The organism is Sulfitobacter sp. G21635-S1 (assembly GCF_027213915.1).
Taxonomy (GTDB): Bacteria; Pseudomonadota; Alphaproteobacteria; order Rhodobacterales; family Rhodobacteraceae; genus Sulfitobacter.
The window spans coordinates 77,431-92,580 of the sequence record NZ_JAPWGV010000006.1 but is presented as its reverse complement, the minus strand read 5'-3'; the positions used below and the strand labels follow the sequence as shown (position 1 = coordinate 92,580).

The 15,150-nt window shown below is 61.0% G+C and carries 16 protein-coding genes and 1 pseudogene; 8 read left to right on the top strand and 9 right to left on the bottom strand.

Annotation, left to right across the window (positions count from 1 at the left end; genetic code table 11):
• Positions 1-8 precede the first annotated feature (8 nt).
• On the top strand, positions 9-779 hold the full coding sequence (locus tag O4H53_RS08335) for an enoyl-CoA hydratase-related protein (protein WP_269362885.1): 771 nt from the start codon (positions 9-11) through the stop codon (positions 777-779).
• Here the strand turns inward: O4H53_RS08335 and O4H53_RS08330 are convergent.
• From O4H53_RS08330 to dctP, 4 genes are read right to left on the bottom strand one after another with little or no spacing between them, the layout of a single operon-like run.
• Positions 773-1,606 carry a shikimate dehydrogenase family protein gene (locus tag O4H53_RS08330; RefSeq protein WP_269362884.1) on the bottom strand — a complete coding sequence of 278 codons (834 nt, stop codon included), beginning with the start codon at positions 1,604-1,606 and terminating at the stop codon, positions 773-775. The two genes, O4H53_RS08335 and O4H53_RS08330, sit on opposite strands and share 7 nt — an antisense overlap.
• A 21-nt stretch (positions 1,607-1,627) precedes the next feature.
• The gene (locus O4H53_RS08325) at positions 1,628-2,929 is read right to left on the bottom strand and encodes a TRAP transporter large permease (RefSeq protein WP_269362882.1); all 1,302 of its coding nucleotides are present in this window, start codon (positions 2,927-2,929) and stop codon (positions 1,628-1,630) included.
• Complete coding sequence (locus tag O4H53_RS08320) at positions 2,926-3,591, bottom strand: TRAP transporter small permease (RefSeq protein ID WP_269362880.1); 666 nt, start codon at positions 3,589-3,591, stop codon at positions 2,926-2,928. The genes O4H53_RS08325 and O4H53_RS08320 overlap by 4 nt, the downstream gene beginning before the upstream one ends.
• Before the next feature lie 59 nt (positions 3,592-3,650).
• A complete protein-coding gene (gene dctP, locus O4H53_RS08315; RefSeq protein ID WP_269362878.1) occupies positions 3,651-4,652 on the bottom strand; it encodes a TRAP transporter substrate-binding protein DctP in 1,002 nt (333 codons plus the stop codon).
• 182 nt (positions 4,653-4,834) lie between these two features.
• Here dctP and O4H53_RS08310 point away from each other — a divergent pair, with 182 nt between their 5' ends.
• Genes O4H53_RS08310 through O4H53_RS08280 form a run of 7 tightly spaced genes read left to right on the top strand, consistent with a single transcriptional unit; the run spans position 4,835 to position 10,314 of the window.
• Positions 4,835-5,539, top strand: a complete 705-nt coding sequence (locus O4H53_RS08310; RefSeq protein ID WP_269362876.1) for a GntR family transcriptional regulator — start codon at positions 4,835-4,837, stop codon at positions 5,537-5,539.
• Positions 5,539-6,333, top strand: coding sequence for a sugar phosphate isomerase/epimerase family protein (locus O4H53_RS08305; protein WP_269362874.1), 795 nt, complete (start codon positions 5,539-5,541; stop codon positions 6,331-6,333). The genes O4H53_RS08310 and O4H53_RS08305 overlap by 1 nt, the downstream gene beginning before the upstream one ends.
• Positions 6,330-6,770: a type II 3-dehydroquinate dehydratase gene (gene aroQ / locus O4H53_RS08300; RefSeq protein ID WP_269362872.1), complete on the top strand. Its 441-nt coding sequence runs from the start codon at positions 6,330-6,332 to the stop codon at positions 6,768-6,770. The genes O4H53_RS08305 and aroQ overlap by 4 nt, the downstream gene beginning before the upstream one ends.
• Entirely contained in the window at positions 6,770-7,807 is a 1,038-nt protein-coding gene (locus tag O4H53_RS08295; protein WP_269362870.1) for a Gfo/Idh/MocA family protein, read from the top strand. The genes aroQ and O4H53_RS08295 overlap by 1 nt, the downstream gene beginning before the upstream one ends.
• Positions 7,804-8,697 carry a dioxygenase family protein gene (locus O4H53_RS08290; protein ID WP_269362868.1) on the top strand — a complete coding sequence of 298 codons (894 nt, stop codon included), beginning with the start codon at positions 7,804-7,806 and terminating at the stop codon, positions 8,695-8,697. Before O4H53_RS08295 ends, O4H53_RS08290 begins: the two co-directional genes overlap by 4 nt.
• Before the next feature lie 7 nt (positions 8,698-8,704).
• A complete protein-coding gene (gene hpaH / locus O4H53_RS08285) occupies positions 8,705-9,487 on the top strand; it encodes a 2-oxo-hept-4-ene-1,7-dioate hydratase (protein ID WP_269362867.1) in 783 nt (260 codons plus the stop codon).
• Between the two features lie 14 nt (positions 9,488-9,501).
• The gene (locus O4H53_RS08280; protein ID WP_331284228.1) at positions 9,502-10,314 is read left to right on the top strand and encodes an HpcH/HpaI aldolase family protein; all 813 of its coding nucleotides are present in this window, start codon (positions 9,502-9,504) and stop codon (positions 10,312-10,314) included.
• A 144-nt stretch (positions 10,315-10,458) separates the two neighbouring features.
• Here the strand turns inward: O4H53_RS08280 and O4H53_RS08275 are convergent.
• From O4H53_RS08275 to O4H53_RS08255, 5 genes and pseudogenes are all read right to left on the bottom strand, one after another.
• A pseudogene (locus tag O4H53_RS08275) lies at positions 10,459-10,622 on the bottom strand (IS6 family transposase); the annotation flags it as partial.
• A gap of 103 nt (positions 10,623-10,725) precedes the next feature.
• The gene (locus O4H53_RS08270) at positions 10,726-11,571 is read right to left on the bottom strand and encodes an SMP-30/gluconolactonase/LRE family protein (RefSeq protein WP_269362865.1); all 846 of its coding nucleotides are present in this window, start codon (positions 11,569-11,571) and stop codon (positions 10,726-10,728) included.
• 37 nt (positions 11,572-11,608) lie between these two features.
• Positions 11,609-12,574 (bottom strand): galactofuranose ABC transporter, permease protein YjfF, encoded by a 966-nt coding sequence (yjfF, locus tag O4H53_RS08265; protein WP_269362864.1) that lies wholly within the window; start codon positions 12,572-12,574, stop codon positions 11,609-11,611.
• Positions 12,571-13,596 carry an ABC transporter permease gene (locus tag O4H53_RS08260; protein ID WP_269362863.1) on the bottom strand — a complete coding sequence of 342 codons (1,026 nt, stop codon included), beginning with the start codon at positions 13,594-13,596 and terminating at the stop codon, positions 12,571-12,573. The genes yjfF and O4H53_RS08260 overlap by 4 nt, the downstream gene beginning before the upstream one ends.
• On the bottom strand, positions 13,593-15,110 hold the full coding sequence (locus O4H53_RS08255) for a sugar ABC transporter ATP-binding protein (RefSeq protein ID WP_269362861.1): 1,518 nt from the start codon (positions 15,108-15,110) through the stop codon (positions 13,593-13,595). The genes O4H53_RS08260 and O4H53_RS08255 overlap by 4 nt, the downstream gene beginning before the upstream one ends.
• Between the last annotated feature and the right edge of the window lie 40 nt (positions 15,111-15,150).

Here is a 15,150-nt window from a genome sequence, read left to right as displayed (position 1 = left end):
AGCATTTCATGACCGACCACATTTCCACCGAACGACGCGGCCCGGCGCTCTGGATCACCATCGAACGCCCGGAGGTGCGCAACGCCCTCAATCCAAAGGCCCACACCGAACTTTCCGATGCTTTTGACCGGTTCGCCGACGACGATACGCTTTGGGTTGCAGTTCTAACCGGTCGCGGCGACAGGGCCTTCTGTGTCGGTTCCGATCTGAAGCACCGGGTCGAGGCCGGTTCAAACCTAACCCCGGCCACCGGGTTTGCCGGCATCTGCGAACGCTACGACCTGGACAAACCAGTCATCGCTGCGATCAACGGAGACGCCCTGGGGGGCGGTCTCGAAACCGTGCTGGCCTGCGACCTAGCCGTCGCGGTGGATACCGCGCGCCTGGGGCTGCCTGAGCCGCGCGTCGGTCTTTGCGCACATGGCGGTCTGCATCGCCTCATGCGCCACCTGCCCGCCAAGTCCGCGTCCCGATTGGCGCTGACCGGCAAGCTTTTCACCGCCTCCGAAGGCAAGGCGATGCATCTGGTGAACGAAGTCGTCCCGCGCGAAGGGTTCGCCGCAGCCGTCAACAGCTTGGTCGAGGAAGTACTGGCCTGCGCGCCACTCGCCGTCCGCGCAACAAAGCAGATGATGCACCGGGGTCTGTCAGCTCCGGATGTCGAAGCCGCCTTCGCCCTGAACTATCCAGCGTATGACCGCATGCTGGCCTCGGAAGATGCCCGCGAAGGCCCGGCCGCCTTTGCCGCCAAGCGCACTCCGGTCTGGCGCGGTCAATAGGCGATCCTTGCCACGTCGCGCAGTTCCTCCGGTGTGGTGGTGCGGAAGCCGAAGAACTCCAGATAGGCCGGGATTTGCTCGAACAGCATGTCGGTGCCGACCTGAAATCGGCAGCCTTTTTCCCGCACCGCAGCGAGGAAGGGTGTGATTTCCTGCTTCATCACCACTTCTCCGACAAAGGTCGCAGGCGCGATCCGGTCGACGTCCATCGGCAACGGATCCCCGGCATTCATCCCAAGCGGTGTGGCATTCACCACAACGTCATGTCCGTCCGGGTCTTTCGATCCGGCGTTGACGATCAGCTCCGGATAATGCGTTCGAAGCCTGTCGGCCAACCCGTTCATTGTTTGCGCATTGTTGTCGAAAACCGACAGCTCGCGCACCCCGGCTGCCGCCAGAGAAGCCGCAATCGCCGATCCGACCCCGCCCGCACCAACCACCAGAACCTTCGCGCCCTCAAGGACCGCACCCTTGCGAAGGGCACCACGGACAAAACCTTCGCCGTCGAACATGTCGCCGATCAGCCGGCCGTCCGGATCCATCCGGATGGCATTGCACGAACCGGCCACGCGCGCGGTGGTCATTGCGTCGTCCAGCAGCCCCATGGTCGTGACCTTGTGCGGCATGGTTATCAAGGCACCATGAATGTTCGACAACCTGAACACCAACCTCAGAAACTCGGCATAGTCTTCAGCTTTGCATCCCATGGGAACCACGACAGCGTCGATGTCGTGCTTTTCAAAGTAGGGATTGTAGATCATCGGCGCCCGGAACGACTCGGTCGGATAACCGAGATGCGCGATGAGCTTGGTCTTGCCTGAAATCATGGGTCACCTTTGTTGTGGGCGCTAACCCTGGCCTTCGTAGCCCAACAGGCGCGGAAGGAAGAGAACGATGTCGGGAATGAAGATCATCGCGAGCAGCGCGGCGATGAGGACCAGAAGGAAGGGCACAACTTCGCGGATGATGTCGCGCAGCGGAATGCCGGTCACCGCGTTGATGACGAAGAGCAGGATGCCGTAGGGCGGTGTGATCAGACCGATCATGCAGTTCACCACGATGACCACACCGAAATGCACCAGATCGATTCCGAGCAGGTTGCAGGTCGGGATGAACAGCGGAACGATGACCAGGATGATCGTCGTGGCATCAAGCAGACAGCCGAGCGCCAGGACAAGCAGGTTGACCGCCAGCAGGAACAGGATCGGAGAGACGTTGACATCCACGAGGTAGGAGGCCAGCGCGGCCGGAATGTTTTCGGAGGCGACGATGTAATTCAGGATCAGGGCACCGCCGATGACGATCCCGACAGCTGCCGATGACCGGGCGCTGTCCACCAGGATCGTGTAAAGCGCCTTCAGGCTCAGCGAGCGGTAGAAGAAAGCCGACAGCAACAGCGCATAGGCTGCGGCCACAGCGGCAGCTTCGGTTGGCGTCGTGACGCCGCCATAGATCCCGTAGAGCAGGATCGCCGGCATCAGCAGCGCGGGGAATGCCCGCCCCGTCACCCGGGGCATGTCACGCAGCGGAACCGGCTCCTCGGTCACGAAACCGCGGCGATGCGAGATCCAGAAATTCATGCCCATCAGAACTCCCCCCATCAGCAATCCCGGCAGAATGCCGCCAAGAAACAGCGCCCCGATGGAGGCGTTCGAGATGAGCGCATAGAGCACCATCGGGATCGAAGGCGGGATGATCGGCCCGATCGTCGCAGAGGCGGCGGTTATCGCGGCGGCGTAGCCGGCCGGAAAACGCCCATCCTTGCGCATCATGTCGATGATGATCTTGCCGATGCCCGCCGCATCCGCGACGGCAGAGCCGGACATCCCGGAAAAGATCAGCGATGCCATGACATTGACATGTCCCAGCCCACCCTTGAAGCGGCCGACCGTGGCAATGCAGAAATTCAGCAGCCGGTCTGAGATCGTGCCGGCATTCATGATATTGGCCGCAACGATGAAGAGCGGAACGGCAAGCAGCAGGAAGCTTTGGTAGATGCCATCCGTCAGGGTTTTCCCGATCAGCCCGATCGAAGTCCCACTTGCAAGCATATATGCCATGGAGGAGACGATGATCGCATAGGCAATCGGCATTCCGATCCCGGCCAGGAAGAAAAGCGATCCGACCATGATCGTCAGTTCAAAGCTCATTTTTCTTTCCCTTCGTGGATGGTCTCTTCAAAGGGAAGAACGTGCAGTTCGCGATCGGCGCTGTGGCGCATGCAATCCCACGCGCGCCACAGGTAGCGCAGCCCGACGGCTCCGAGGAAAACGAAATAGATCGAATAGATCGGCAGCATCTTCACAGGCAAGGTCGCAGAAGACTTCAACCGCAGAAGCTTCATCCTGTCATAGGTCGGTCCGATGGACGACCACAGCGCCGCGACGATGATCAGCGCGCCGACGATTGCCAGAACCGTCCGGGTCTTCCGGCCAACTATGTTGTAGATCATGTCGAATGTAACGTGGTCACGGTCCCGGACAACAAAGGCATTGCCCCAGAAAATCGTCCAAAGCCAAAGCACCAGGATGAACTCGACAGTCCAGCCGAAATAGGACGCATCGATCACACCGCCGAATGTCGCGGTGAACCAGGAAGAACCAACAGCGTAGCGCACGACGATCTGCAGAATGAAAGTACAGAAGATGGCCGCCATCATCAGCGCGGCGAAACCTTCGGTCGCAGTCCGGAACATTCTGGAAATGGTCTTCATCGCGTTCCCCTCCCTTGCTGTGGCCGGGCGGCCAGGCCCCGGCTTCCTGACAAAGCGTGTTTCAACCGGATCTGACGCAGTCCTGGTTGCGATGACCAAAACACTGCCCGGCGGATGTCGGTACAGCGCCGCTCGGCGCTGTACGCGTTCTCAAGGTCTCAGTTGCCGAGGGCGTTGATCGCGTCCAGCACGCCGGTCGGCCAGCTCGCCGCAAATTCACTGTCGAGGTAGGCAGACTGCACTGCCGTCCGGAAGGCGGCAACGTCAGGCTCATAGATTTCCACGCCCTTGCCTTCCAGGAACGCCACCAGCTCGTCTTCCTTGGCAAGCTGCGCGGCCCGGCCGCTGTCGGCGGCGGCAACAGCTGCGGCGGTCACCGCCTCCTGCTGCTCGGCGGTCATACCGTTGAAAACCTCGGCCGAGATGGCAATGAAGTTCCAGTCCACCAGGTGTGATGTCAGGGCGACCTGCTTGGTCACCTCGTAGAACTTGGCATCAACGACGGTGGGCAGCGGGTTGTCCTGCCCGTCGACGGCACCGGTCTGCAGCGCGGTATAGACTTCGGTGAACGCCATCGGGGTCGGGTTTGCGCCAAGCGCGCGTCCGAGAAACTGCCAGGCGTCCGACCCGGGCATGCGCAGGTTGACGCCGGCCAGATCTGCAGGGGTCTTTACGTCAATTTCCGAACGCGGCTGCCGCAGGTTCACCTGGCGCCGGCCCAGATACATCGGTGCCAGCAGCCGAACGCCAAGCTCATCTTCGACTTTTTGCTTGAAGGGGTCCATCAGCGGATCATTGAAGACCGCGACCTGATGGTCGGCGTTTTGCAGCACGTAGCCAGCGGCGAAAATCGACCATTCCGGAAAGAATGTGGCCAGTTCCTGTGCCGAGGTGATCGACATTTCCAGATCGCCCGAGGCGATGGCCTCAAGCTCGGTTCCCTGCGCGAACAGCGCGCCGTTCCAATGTGGCTCGAAAGTTGCAAAGTCGGCGACCGCGGGGCCGAAGACATCGATCATCGCGATTGCGCGCTGATCGGTTTCGGAATTCACCGCGGAAAGCCGCAACAGGACCTTGTCCTGAGCGAAAGCGCTGGTGGCGCAAACTGCAAGTGCAACGGAGGCCGCAAGAATGGCGCGACGGGTGATGGAAATTGGCATTTCAGTCCTCCCTGAGGTTGGCAGATCCGTCGCCTCTCCTCTCGACGACGAATCTCATGAAAAAGCTGATAACGAGATAGATCGATAAGTGCAAATAAAATCGATTTTCATATCTTGCATAGTTTTTGCATCTTTACATCGTTTTTCAAAGAGAGCAGACTGCCTGCGAAAGGAGGGGCACAATGTCGGCAGTGGAACCAAACGCAAAAGCGGCCAGCAAGCCCACCATCGCAGCCCAGGTTGTGGCGAAGCTTCGCCACGACATTCTGCACGGCATTCTGGCCCCGGGCGCCAAGCTGAACCTGGACAAGCTTCGCGAATCCATGGACGTGGGATTGTCGCCCCTGCGCGAGGCCGTGACCCGGCTCGTCGTCGAAGGGCTGATCGAAGCGGAAGCGCAGCGCGGCTACACGGTAGCGTCGATATCGGTGTCCAATCTTGACGAAGTCTGCGCATTGCGGCTCGAACTCGAACCCTACGCGCTGCGAAAATCCATCGAGAACGGGGGGCTAGATTGGGAAACCGCCGTCATGGGCGCCCTTTACCGCCTGAACAAGACCGACCGCACCCCGGGTGACGCCGCAAGTCTCGCCCGTTGGGAAGCTGCAAACAATGCGTTCCACCTGACCCTGATCGAGCGTTGCGACATGCCGCTGCTGATCAAGATGTACAAGTCGCTTGTCAGCATGAACGATCGTTACCGGCACATTTACCTGAAAGCGGTGACAGTCCAGCGCGACGTGATCGAGGAACACACCGCCATCGCGGATGCCGCGGTCGAACGACGCGCCGATGATGCGGTGGCAATTCTGACCCGGCATATCGAGCGTTCGACCGGCAACCTGCGGCGTCTCATCGTGGCTGAACTGCCGGTGGAGCCAAACTGATGCCAAGCCTCGGTCTCGGGCATTTCACATTCCTGGATCTCAGTCCGAGCGATCTGGTCCGGACGGCACGCGGCGCGGGGTTCGACTTTGTCGGGCTTCGGCTCCACCCCGCGGCACGGGATGCACTGTCATGGCTGCCCGACAAATCGGGGCTGAAGGAATTGCGCCGGGTCATGGCTGGTGAGGGCATCGCCCTGTACGACGTCGAAACAATCGTCATCAATAAGGCGCTGGACCCGGACGACCTCATGCCGGCACTGGACGCAGCCTGCGAACTCGGGGCCCGACGGGTCAATGTTTGCGCCGATGTCTTCCCGCAGCTTGGCGAAACATTTGCAAAGATTTGCGAAGGCGCCGCGTCCCGGGCGCTTGGCGTTGATCTCGAATGCATGCCTTGGCGGGGCATCAACACCCCGCGCGCCTGTTTCGACCTGATTGCGGAAACCGGTGCCGGAAATTGTGGCTACCTCGTTGATGCGCTCCACCATTCGCGCTGCGGGGGGACGCTTCGCGATCTTGCCGAGGCACCGGCCGGATGCCTGGTCTCCGCGCAGCTTTGTGACGCTGTTGCTGCAGCACCTCGAAACATCGACGGCCTTTTGGCCGAAGCGCGCGGCGGGCGGCTTCTTCCGGGAAACGGCGGGCTCAACCTCGCGGGTATCATGCGCGCCCTGCCAAAAGAGACGATCATCTCCGTTGAAGTGCCGTCAGCAACAGACACCCGCCCACCGCTTGAGCGCGCCCGCGCGATCTTCACCGCAACAGCCTCACTTTTCGAATCGGAAAGAGCATGAAAACGATCCTTGTCCTCAACGGGCCCAACCTGAACCTGCTCGGCAAACGTCAGCCTGCAATCTACGGTCACGAAACCCTCGACGACGTCGAAAGGCTCTGCTCCGCTGTCTGCGCCGATGGTTTCCAGGTCCGCTTGCTGCAATCGAACCATGAAGGCCAGATCATCGACTGGATCCATGAGGCGCGCGAGACAACCTGCGGGATTGTCTTCAACCCCGGTGCCTTCACCCATACTTCGATCGCAATCCTGGATGCGCTCAATACCTACGACCCACCGGTGATCGAAGTCCATATCAGCCAGGTTCACAAGCGCGAAGCCTTCCGACACCATTCCTACGTGTCGCTGCGCGCCGATGGCGTGATTGCCGGTCTGGGTCTCGAAGGCTACGCCGCCGGGGTCCGCCGGGTCTGTCAATTGGCCGGCAAGACAGACTGATGACAGATCGGGTCCGTCTTGCGGTGGCCGGCGCGGGAGTGATCGGCCGGCGCCATGCCGAGGCCATCGCGGCCGTGGCAGACGCAGAACTGGTTTGCGTCGTGGAACCCAACGCTGCTGCCGCCATTGGCCTGACCGTGCCGGTCTTCGAATCCATCGAAGACATGATCGCTGCCGGCGGTGTGGACGGAGTCATTCTTGCAACGCCCAATGCGCAGCACGAGGCCGGCGCGCTTGCATGTATCCAGGCGGCGCTGCCCGTGCTGGTCGAGAAACCGATCGCCACCGATTTACACGCCGCCGGCGCCATAACCAAAGCGAGTGAGGCGACGGGGATTCCTGTCGCGGTCGGCCATCACCGGCGTCACAACCCGCTGATCATCCAGGCAAAGTCGTTGATCGACAAGGGCGAGCTGGGCGAAATAGCGAGCGTTCAGGTGTCGACATGGTTCAAGAAGCCGGACGATTATTTCAAGGTCGAATGGCGGCGACAGAAGGGCGCGGGTCCGGTCTATCTCAACCTAATTCACGACGTCGACCTGCTGTTGCACCTTGTCGGCCCGGTCCATTCTGTACAGGCAATGGAAAGCAACGCGATCCGCCGCAACGAAGTTGAAGACACGGCTGTTGTCCTGTTGCGCTTCACGTCCGGGGCTCTCGGGACCGTGAACATATGCGACAGCATCGTCGCGCCTTGGTCCTGGGAATTGACCGCACGGGAGAACCCCACCTATCCGGCGACGCCCGAGGATTGCTACCGCATCGGCGGCACCCGCGCGTCATTGTCCCTGCCAAACCTGGCGATCTGGAAAAACGGCAGCCAACCCTCCTGGTCGGAGCCCATCTCAAAGACCCAATTTCCATTTGATCTGACGGATCCCCTTGTCCTTCAGATCCGTCAATTCGCTTCGGTCGTCCGCCGCGAGGAGCTTCCGCTCGTCAGCGCCAGCGACGGGCTGGCCGCACTGGCCGTGATCGAAGCCATCAAGAAAGCCGCAGAAACGGGCACGCCCGTCGTAGTGGAGGAACTCGCATGACGATCATACGCAATCAGCAAGAAATAACGCCCGCCGTCCAGAAAGTGATGGCGCAAACGACAGATCCACGCCTGCGCGCGATCATGACAAGTCTGATCTCGCATCTGCACGGGTTTGTCCGCGACGTGCAGCTGACAGAGACCGAGTTCCAGCAAGCAACAAAGATCCTCAACACGATGGGTCAGCAAAGCAACGACAAGCACAATGAATTCGTGCTCATGGCCGGGTCGCTCGGTGTTTCGTCATTGGTCTGCCTGTTGAACAACGGGGACAAGGGAACAACCGAAACAACCCAGAGCCTTCTCGGACCTTTCTGGCGCATGAACCAGCCGCTGACAGAGAACGGCGGTTCGATCCTGCGGTCCGATACCCCCGGTCCCCGGCTCTATGGCACGTTCACTTTCCTCGATCAGGACGGCAGGCCGATTGACGCCCTGGAAGTCGACATCTGGCACGCCTCGCCGGTTGGCCTGTACGAGAACCAGGACGACACTCAGGCCGAATATAACCTGCGCGGCAAATTCATGACCGGACCCGACGGCATCGTGCGGTTCAAGTCGGTCAAGCCCATCGGCTATCCCATCCCGACCTCGACCACGGTCGGCACATTGCTGGCCGCTCAGAACCGCCATCCCTACCGTCCGGCCCATGTCCATGTCCTTGCCCACAAGGCAGGGTTCAAGACGCTTATCAACCAGACCTACGTGGACGAGACCGACTATCTCGCATCCGACGTGCAGTTCGGCGTTACTGAGGCACTGATCGGCAAGCTGGAAAAACACACAGGCCCGCATCCCGAGGACGGCGAGGTGGGAGACTGGTACACGCTCGAACACAGGCTCACGCTTGAACCCGGCGAGTCCAGACTTCCCATTCCTCCAATCAAGTGAGCACGACATGTTGACAGATCAGCAACGCCAGGACGCGGCGGACGCAATCCTGAAAGCCGAGCAAACGCGCGAAGTTTGCCCGCAACCGTCGAGGACCTGGCCCGACATGACGCTGGAAGACGCCTACGACGTACAGCGTCGCTGGGCCGAGGCGCGCATCGCAGCGGGTGCAAAAATCATCGGCCGCAAGATCGGCCTGACCAGCCGCGCAATGCAGCAGGCCTCGAAGATGACGGAACCGGATTACGGGGTCATGCTTGACGATGCCCTGTTCTACGACGGTGCACGCATCGCCGCCGGAACCTTCATCAAGCCGCGGCTTGAGGTCGAATTGGCATTTGTCATGGGCGAGGACATCTCCGGCCCGGGCTGCCAGGTGCATGACATCCTGCGCGCAACGGAATTTGTTCAGCCCGCGCTGGAAATCATCGACTATCGCACCGAGGTGCCCCGGCAGATCGTCGACACGATTGCCGACAACGCGGCCTTCGGCGCAATTGTCCTTGGAGGTCGCACCATCCGACCATTCGATGTCGATCTTCGTTGGATCGGGGCAACCTTGTCGCAGAACGGCGTCATCGAGGAATCGGGGGTCTCGGCTGCGGTCATGGGACATCCCGCCGCAGGACTTGCCTGGCTGGTGAACAAGCTGGCGCCGCTTGGCGGCGGCCTCAAGCGGGGCGACATCGTTCTGGGTGGCTCGTTCACCCGTCCGGTCGACATCTCCTCCGGCGACGTGATCTTTGCCGATTACGGCCCCCTTGGCGCCATTGGTGCAAGCTTCGAGTGACCTTCCCGGTTCGCGTGACGTCACCGACCGGTCCCAAACCCGCATTCTTACAAGGACAGAACATCATGGAACTTCCTCACAATGGTTTCAAAGCCGCCTTATCCGAAAAACGCCGCCAGATCGGCCTTTGGAGTTCGTTTTCAGATCCGGATGTTTACGAACTCCTCGCAGGCTGCGGATACGACTGGATGATGTTCGACACCGAACATTCGACCGCCGGCCCACAGGAAGTTGCCGCCTTCCTGCGCACGCTGGCACCCTATCCGGTGAACCCCATCGTGCGTCCCGGCTGGAACAACCCCGTCGAGATCAAGAAGCTTCTGGATGCGGGTGCCCAGACACTCCTGATACCCTACATCCAAAGCGTGAGCGAAGCGCGCGATGCGGTGGCATCAACACGCTATGCTCCCGAAGGCATGCGCGGCGTGGCGGGCATTACCCGTGCAACCCGCTATGGCGCGGTAAAGGGATATGCAAAAACCGCCGCCAGTGAGATTTGCGTTCTCCTGCAAGTCGAAACGCGGGAAGCCCTGGCCCATCTGGATGACATAGCACAGGTGCCTGGCGTGGACGGTATATTCTTCGGGCCCTCCGATCTCGCCGCGAGTTTCGGATATCCGGGAGAGCCATCCCATCCGGAGGTATGTGCAGCGATCCTCGACGGTATCCGGCACCTGAACAAAATCAATGTGCCGGCCGGCATCCTGTCTCTCGACCAGGAATTCCTTCAGGAAGCCGCCGATACCGGCGCAGTTTTCATCGCAGTCGATGTCGATTCAGCATTGCTGCGTCAGGCGGCACTCACCAGGCGGGCAACATGGGCGTGATCCCGGGACAGATGCCCGGAAACGGCATGCTGTCAATTGCCAGGAAAAACCGACTTTTGCGTCACATCGCTGACCCGGAGCGCGGCGCTACGTCCGAAGGACGGGGGCAATTCGGACATTCGTGAAAATTGCAGCGAACGGCGGGAACCCTTGCATACAGCGCTCTCGTTTTCGAAACGGTAGATGGCTGTCTTCCGACGTGATGTTCAAGTCCTTGTGGTAACAATACTGGATGCGACTTCACGTTTGGCTGCTCGGTAGGATCGCAGCTTGTCTGTGACGATCCGTTTAGGCAGGCCAAATCGCTTGCACTTTATCGGCAATCCGACGTTTCACGACCGCTTTCGCGCACGGCTGAATATGGCCTTTGCGATAGGCTGAAACCCGGCGGGAGTGGGCAAAACGTGTCGGTCATATTTGGACCCGGGGGACCGGCAGGCCCGTGCAGCCCGGATCAAGAGCGAACGTTTGACCGTCCGCTGCTGCGCGGTCCTTCAGCCCCACCCATGCGCTCGTGACGAACATCTTGTTCAATTCGGCGCCCCCGAAACAGGGACAGGTGAGATTCCGCGCGGGCAGGTCGATCACCCGGTCCACGCGACCATCCCGCAGATACCGCACAACCCTGCCCGCACCCCATTGCGCAACCCAAAGTGCGCCTTGGGCATCGACGACCGCGCCATCGGGGTATTTGGCTTCGCCGCGCAGATCTGCGAAAACCTCTGACGCGGCGGCGGGCCAGCCCTGTGCATCCAGCGCGACTGTCCAGATACGTTGACGAGGCGTATCGGCGTAATAGGCGCGGCGTCCGTCTGGCGCGAAACAAATGGCGTTCGGAATGGTGATCTCCGGAAACAACCGTTCCAGTTTGCCATCGAAATAGCGATAGATCGCGCCCGCCCGCGGCTGGGCCGCCTTCCCCATGGTCCCGATCCAGAACCCCCCCATCGGATCGGCGCGGCCATCGTTTGACCGGGTTTCGGGCGTGTCGGCTTCGAGGCTGACCAACAAGGTACGCGATCCGGTCGCCAGATCGAACCGGAACAGCCCGTTCTCAGTTGCGATCAGCAGGCGCTCGCGGTCAATCCATCCGGCGGCCGAGGCATTTTCGCCCATCTCCCATGACACCTGTCCGTCAGGCCCGCGTGACAGCATACGGTTGCCAAGGATGTCGAACCAGAACAGCTGTTGCCGCTCAGGATGCCAGAACGGTCCTTCGCCCAGCTCGCAGGCGCGGTCGTCGAAGATATCGGTCATGCCATTGCCTCATCATAGGCCGCGACGATCCGGACCATCATGCACCGGCCTTGGAGACGGTGAGGCGCAACAGCCCCTTTTGCAGCAGTATAAAGGCCAGCAGCAGCAGGCCGATGATGATCTTGGTCCACCAGCTTGAGAGCGAGCCGTCGAAGACGATGTAGGTCTGGATCAGCCCCATGGTCAGCACCCCGATCAGTGTACCAAAGACAAATCCCGCCCCACCGGTCAACAGCGTGCCCCCGATCACGACCGCCGCGATGGCGGTTAGTTCGGTGCCAACGGTGGCCAGCGGATAGCCCGAACTGGTGTAGACTGAAAACACGATGCCCGAGAGCCCGGCCATCAGCCCGGAAAACGCATAGATCAGCACGGTGGTGCGCCCGACCTTGACGCCCATCAGGCGTGCGGTGGCCTCTCCGCCGCCCAGGGCGAATACCGATGCGCCGAACCGGGTGCGATGGGTGACGATCATGCCGACCGCCACAGTCAGCAGCATGACCACGCCGATCAGGGTCAGCCGGCCCTTGCCGGGCATCAGGACATAGGCATCATCCAAAAGGTCGTAAAAGACATGATTGATCGGCACGGAATCGATGGTGAGCATGTAAGCCGCGCCGCGCGCCAGAAACATGCCCGCCAAGGTTACGATGAAAGGCGGCATGGCCAGCGCATGGATCAGCCACCCCATGACAGCGCCGAAGCTTGTGGAGACCACCAGAAGCAGGGCGAATACAATTATGGGATGCAGGCCTGTATCGCGCAACATTACCGCGATGAAGACACCGGAAAATGCGATGACCGACCCAACCGAAAGGTCGATGCCCCCCGACAGGATCACCACTGTCATGCCGACAGCCACGATGCCGAGATAGGCGTTGTCGGTAAGCAGGTTTCCGACCACGCGGGTGGACAGCATGTAAGGAAACTGGATGACGCAGATCAAACAGGCCAGCAGGAATATCCCGATGGTCGCGGCCAGGGGAAAGAGGCGAGGGTTCATTGCCCGGTCTCCTTCATCGCGGCTATTGCGATTTCGCGGCGCCGTTGTGCCGCGTGGCGTAATCTGTGCCAATGTTGGCTCAGGTTCGGGCTTTGCAGCACCAGGATGATCAGCACGAGGCCCGCCTTTATGACCAAATTGTATTCCGACGGGAAGCCCGCCAGCAGGATGCCGGTGTCGATGGTCTGGATGATCAGCGCGCCCAGCAGCGAGGCTGCGATGGAAAAGCGCCCTCCCATCAGGGAGTTGCCGCCGATCACCACCGCAAGGATCGCATCGAGCTCCAGCCAGAGGCCCGCGTTGTTGGCATCTGCCCCACGAATGTCGGCGGTCGCCACGATCCCGGCCAACGCAGCACAAAGGCCCGATGCAACATAGACCGCAATCAGCAGCACCGTCGCATTGACCCCCGCAAGGGCCGAGGCCGCGCGGTTCACGCCCACGGCTTCGATCAGCATGCCAAGCGCCGAACGGCGCATCAAAAGCGCCACGCCCGCAGCGGTCAGCAGCCAGAGCAGCGCCGGGGCAGGAATACCCATCAAATCGCCGGAGCCGAAGAAGGCCATGCCGTCGTGCGAGAAAGTCAGGATGCGCCCCTCTGTCACAAGCTGCGCAATTCCCCTGCCCGAAGTCATCAGAATCAACGTGGCGACGATAGGCTGAATGCCGAAGATCGCCACCAGCAGCCCATTCCACAGTCCTGCCGCGACACCGGCCAAAAGGGCCAGCGTCAGCGCGCCCCCCAGACCGTAACCCTGCGTGATCGACCAGGCAGCAATCGCGCCAGTGATGGCCATGGTGGTTCCCACGCTCAGGTCGATGCCGCGCGTGGCGATGACAAGCGTCATGCCGACGGCGAGCAACCCAATAGGCGCACCGCGTTTCAGGATATCCATGGTCGTACCGACGAGGCGGCCGTTGATCACCTCGATCCGCAGGAAGTCAGGGAAGAAGAGCGTGATCAACGCCACCAGCGCGGCCAGCGTCAGCAACTGCGGTGTCACGCGGCGCAGAGCGGTCATGCGGGCACCTCTGCCGTCTCGCGATCCGGCGCGGCGATGGCGCGCACGATGGTGTCCGTGGTGATCTCGGGTCCCGTTAGTTCGGCCACATGGTGCCGGTCACGGACCACGATGACCCGGTCAGCCACTGCGATCAGTTCATCCAGTTCCGAAGATATGACAAGGATCGACATGCCCGCGTCAGTGACCTGCCTGATCAGCCGCAGTATCTCCGCATGGGCGCCGACGTCGATACCGCGCGTCGGTTCATCCAGGATCAGGAACCGCGGGTTCATGGCCAGCCAGCGGGCCAGCACGACCTTCTGCTGGTTGCCGCCCGACAGATCTCCGATCGGCTGTTCCGGGCCGGAGGTGCGGATGTCGAGCTTTTCGATGTAATCCTCGGCGAGGCGCAGCTGCTCTGCACGGGGAACGGGACGCGCCCAGCCGCGACGGGCCTGCATGGCGAGCGCAATGTTTTCGCGCACTGAAAGATCGGCGACGATGCCATCCTCCTTGCGTTCTTCAGGGGCAAAGCCGAATCCAGCAGCGATGGCCGCACGCGGCGAGGACAGATCGAGCGTCCCCTCGGCGTCGCGCGCCGCGCCACTATGGGCGGGCGCGAGGCCAAACATCAGCTCCGCGCTTTCCGTACGCCCGGAGCCCAACAGACCTGCAAGGCCCAGAACCTCGCCTTTGCCGACGCTCAGATCAAACGGGGCGATATGGCCGCGACGGCCATAACCCTCGAATTTCAGAAGCTCGGGCCATTCCCGGCCTGCCTGATACGCCTTGGCATGACCAACCACATCGTCCTTCAACGCGCGGCCCAGCATATGTTCAATCAGTTGAACCCGGTCGAGATCGGCAGTGCGTTCGGTGATGACCTTCTTCCCATTGCGCAACACGGTAACGCGATCGGACAGATCGAAGACCTGATCCAGAAAATGCGAGACAAACACGATCCCCAGCCCCTTCTTGCGAAGGCGCCGGACGACCGCGAACAAGGTCTCGACCTCTCGGGCATCAAGACTTGCCGTCGGTTCGTCCAGGATCAGCACCTTACCGGAAAGTGCCACCGCGCGGGCGATGGCGATGATCTGGCGGATTGCCACGGAATAGGCCGAAAGGTCTCGGGACACATCAATATCCAACCTGTAGCCGTCCAACATCTCCTCGGCCTGACGACGCTGCGCGCGTCGGTCGACCATGCCGAACCGGCGTGGTTCATTGCCGAATGTCAGATTCTGCGCCACCGTGAGATTGGGCAGCAGATTGACCTCTTGGTAGACAGTGCCGATGCCAAACGCCTGTGCCTCTGACGTGGAGCGGGGCGAGATCGTCTGGCCCTCCAGCGAAATCAGGCCCGCATCACGCAGATACGCCCCGGTCAGGCATTTGATCAGTGTTGACTTGCCTGCGCCGTTTTCGCCCAACAAGGCGTGAACCTCGCCAGCAGCAAGGTCGAAGTCGACCCCATCCAGCGCCTTGGTGCCGGGAAAGGTCTTTGTTAAGGATTTTATTGTCAGAAGCATTCTGCACCCGGAATTTCAAATCTGGTCCGCTGCCCTTAGG

Bases quoted from the DNA above. Each gene is read 5' to 3' on its own strand.
- O4H53_RS08335 (WP_269362885.1), top strand. From the start codon at position 9: ATGACCGACCACATTTCCACCGAACGACGCGGCCCGGCGCTCTGGATC.
- O4H53_RS08330 (WP_269362884.1), bottom strand. From the start codon at position 1,606: ATGATTTCAGGCAAGACCAAGCTCATCGCGCATCTCGGTTATCCGACC.
- O4H53_RS08325 (WP_269362882.1), bottom strand. From the start codon at position 2,929: ATGAGCTTTGAACTGACGATCATGGTCGGATCGCTTTTCTTCCTGGCC.
- dctP (WP_269362878.1), bottom strand. From the start codon at position 4,652: ATGCCAATTTCCATCACCCGTCGCGCCATTCTTGCGGCCTCCGTTGCA.
- O4H53_RS08310 (WP_269362876.1), top strand. From the start codon at position 4,835: ATGTCGGCAGTGGAACCAAACGCAAAAGCGGCCAGCAAGCCCACCATC.
- O4H53_RS08305 (WP_269362874.1), top strand. From the start codon at position 5,539: ATGCCAAGCCTCGGTCTCGGGCATTTCACATTCCTGGATCTCAGTCCG.
- aroQ (WP_269362872.1), top strand. From the start codon at position 6,330: ATGAAAACGATCCTTGTCCTCAACGGGCCCAACCTGAACCTGCTCGGC.
- O4H53_RS08295 (WP_269362870.1), top strand. From the start codon at position 6,770: ATGACAGATCGGGTCCGTCTTGCGGTGGCCGGCGCGGGAGTGATCGGC.
- O4H53_RS08290 (WP_269362868.1), top strand. From the start codon at position 7,804: ATGACGATCATACGCAATCAGCAAGAAATAACGCCCGCCGTCCAGAAA.
- hpaH (WP_269362867.1), top strand. From the start codon at position 8,705: ATGTTGACAGATCAGCAACGCCAGGACGCGGCGGACGCAATCCTGAAA.
- O4H53_RS08270 (WP_269362865.1), bottom strand. From the start codon at position 11,571: ATGACCGATATCTTCGACGACCGCGCCTGCGAGCTGGGCGAAGGACCG.
- yjfF (WP_269362864.1), bottom strand. From the start codon at position 12,574: ATGAACCCTCGCCTCTTTCCCCTGGCCGCGACCATCGGGATATTCCTG.
- O4H53_RS08260 (WP_269362863.1), bottom strand. From the start codon at position 13,596: ATGACCGCTCTGCGCCGCGTGACACCGCAGTTGCTGACGCTGGCCGCG.
- O4H53_RS08255 (WP_269362861.1), bottom strand. From the start codon at position 15,110: ATGCTTCTGACAATAAAATCCTTAACAAAGACCTTTCCCGGCACCAAG.